The organism is Herbaspirillum sp. B65 (genome assembly GCF_000333555.1).
GTDB lineage: Bacteria > Pseudomonadota > Gammaproteobacteria > Burkholderiales > Burkholderiaceae_D > Herbaspirillum > Herbaspirillum rubrisubalbicans.
On record NZ_BADI01000093.1, the window covers coordinates 1 to 3000 of the forward strand.

2 protein-coding genes and 1 pseudogene are annotated in these 3000 nt (G+C 63.4%); all 3 read left to right on the forward strand.

The features are described from left to right. Nucleotides 1-720 (forward strand): alpha/beta fold hydrolase (locus tag I5W_RS02735; RefSeq protein WP_044528082.1); only part of this gene is annotated, 720 nt, incomplete at its 5' end. 178 nt (nt 721-898) lie between these two features. Further along, nucleotides 899-2551 carry a CTP synthase gene (locus I5W_RS02740; RefSeq protein ID WP_017450248.1) on the forward strand — a complete coding sequence of 551 codons (1653 nt, stop codon included), beginning with the start codon at nt 899-901 and terminating at the stop codon, nt 2549-2551. A gap of 114 nt (nt 2552-2665) precedes the next feature. After that, nucleotides 2666-3000, forward strand: a pseudogene (gene eno / locus I5W_RS02745) (phosphopyruvate hydratase); the annotation flags it as partial.

The window sequence follows — 3000 nt, forward strand, 5'->3', positions numbered from 1 at the left end:
GCGCCTTGCTATCCCGCCCATGATCCGCGCTTTCCGGTCGATGACGGCTGGCGCACGCTGGCGCGCGAGCTGCGCGAGGAGCTGGAGCGCAGCTACACCGAGCCGGTCATTCTGGTGGGGCATTCCATGGGCGGCATCCTGGCGCTGATGGCCGCGCGCAAGCGGCCGCACCTGGTGCGCTGCGTGGTGCTGCTGGATTCGCCCATCGTGGCGGGTTGGCGGGCGCAGGTGTTGCGCCTGGCCAAATGGTTCAAGTATGAAAGCCGCCACTCGCCTTCGGTGGCTTCAGCGCGCCGCCGCGACCAGTGGCCCGACATGGAGGCGGCCTACCAGCACTATGCCGCCAAGGCGCTCTTTGCCGCCTGGCCGCAGCAGGTCTTGCGCGACTACCTGCAGCATGGGCTGGTGCCGCAGCCGGGTGGTGGCGTGCGACTGCGCTTTTCGCGCGAGACCGAGACCGCCGTCTACCGCACCCTCCCGCATCACCTGGGGCCGCTGGTGCGCCGGCCCTATCCGCTGCCGATCGGCTTTGTCGGCGGGATCGATTCGGTGGAGTGCCGCATGGCCGGCCTGGAGGCCACGCGCCGGCTGGTGGGGGCGCATTTTCGCCAGATCGCCGGCGGCCACCTGTTCCCGATGGAGTCGCCCGTGCAAGCGGCGCAGGCTACCCACGCGATGATAGGCGAGCTGTTGCAGGGGAGGGCGCAGCACGGCCAATAGCGCCGGGCTGAACCAATCTGCCGGGGCGATGGTCAAGAAGGCAGTCCCCCGGGCGTGCATGTTTTCTTGCTGCAAGTTTGGTGAAGTAGAGACACTAATCGCAGACGGTCTTAAAAAACGAGCGCATTTTGGGGTATAATTTGAATTTCCCGCATGTGCCGTTCGGCACTCATCTGTAATGACCAAGTTTGTATTTGTCACTGGCGGCGTCGTGTCTTCCCTCGGTAAAGGGATTGCCGCCGCGTCCCTGGCTGCGATCCTCGAATCGCGCGGCCTCAAAGTCACCCTCCTCAAGCTCGATCCCTACATCAACGTCGACCCCGGCACGATGAGCCCGTTGCAGCACGGTGAAGTGTTCGTCACCGACGACGGCGCCGAGACCGACCTCGACCTGGGGCACTACGAGCGTTTCATCTCGGCCAAGATGAAGAAGGTGAACAATTTCACCACCGGCCAAGTGTATGAATCGGTGATCCGCAAGGAACGTCGTGGCGAATACCTGGGCAAGACCGTCCAGGTCATCCCGCACATCACTAACGAGATCCAGGAATTCATCCACCGTGGCGCCGAAGGTTTCGACGTGGCGCTGGTGGAAATCGGCGGCACCGTCGGTGACATCGAGTCGCTGCCCTTCCTGGAAGCGGCGCGCCAATTGAGCCTGCGCTCGGGTCGCAACGCCACCGCCTTCGTGCACCTGACTCTGGTTCCCTTCCTGGCCTCGGCCGGCGAATTGAAGACCAAGCCCACCCAGCACAGCGTGCAGAAGCTGCGCGAGATCGGTATCTCGCCCGACGCGCTGCTGTGCCGTGCCGACCGCCGCATCCCCGACGATGAACGCGACAAGATCTCGCTGTTCTCCAACGTCGCTGCCGACGCCGTCATCTCGGTCTGGGATGCCGACACCATCTACAAGATTCCGCAGATGCTGCACGACCAGGGTCTGGACACCATCATCTGCGAAAAGCTGGGCCTGTCGCCCAAGCCGGCTGACCTGTCGATGTGGGACAAGCTGATCGATGCGCAAAACAATCCTTCGCACGAAGTCACCATCGGCATGGTCGGCAAGTATGTCGACCTGACCGAGTCCTACAAGTCTCTCACCGAAGCGCTGCGTCACGCCGGCATCCACACCGGCAGCCGCGTCAATATCGAATACCTGGATTCGGAAGAGATCGAAGCCAACGGTACCGACACCCTGCGCAAGTACGACGCCATCCTGGTGCCGGGCGGCTTCGGCAAGCGCGGCGTGGAAGGCAAGATCGCTGCAGCCCGCTATGCCCGCGAAAACAAGGTGCCTTACCTGGGCATCTGCCTGGGGATGCAAGTGGCACTGCTGGAATACGCCCGCAACAAGGCCGGCCTGACCAAGGCCAACTCGACCGAGTTCGATCCCGATACCGAGCAACCGGTGGTGGCCCTGATCGACGAATGGCAGAACCATGACGGCAAGGTCGAGCGTCGCGATGCCAATTCCGACCTGGGCGGCACCATGCGCCTGGGCGCGCAGACCTGCGCCGTCAAGCCGGGTACCCTGGCCGCCGAAATCTATGGCGACAGCGTGACCGAACGTCACCGCCATCGCTATGAAGCCAACAACTTCTACCTTGGCCGCGTGGAAGAGGCGGGCATGGTCGTCTCGGCCCGTACCCCGAGCGAAGACCTGTGCGAAATCATGGAGTTGCCGCGCACCGGCGAGAACGCTCACCCGTTCTACATCGGCGTGCAGTATCACCCGGAGTTCAAGTCCACTCCGCGTGACGGCCATCCGCTGTTCATTTCGTACATCCGCGCGGCGCTGGCGCATCACGCGGCGTCGAAGGGCCAGGCATAAGTTGCCGGCCTGATGCGTGAAACGGCTGCCGTCGGGCGGCCGTTTCAACATGGGCGCCCCGGCCACCGGGCCTGCACCCGCCACCAATTTTTAAAACCTCGATGGAGATCTGGAATGAGTGCAATCGTTGATATTATCGGCCGCGAAGTGATCGACTCGCGTGGCAATCCCACCGTGGAATGCGACGTGCTGCTGGAGTCCGGCGTGCTGGGTCGCGCTGCCGTGCCTTCGGGCGCATCCACCGGTTCGCGCGAAGCGATCGAACTGCGTGACGGTGACAAGAGCCGCTACTTCGGCAAGGGCGTGCTGCAAGCCTGCGAAAACATCAACACCGAGATCTCGGAAGCCATCATGGGCCTGGACGCCAATGAGCAAGCCTTCCTGGGACGCACCCTGATCGACCTGGACGGCACCGAGAAACAGAGCCGCCTGGGCGCCAACGCCATGCT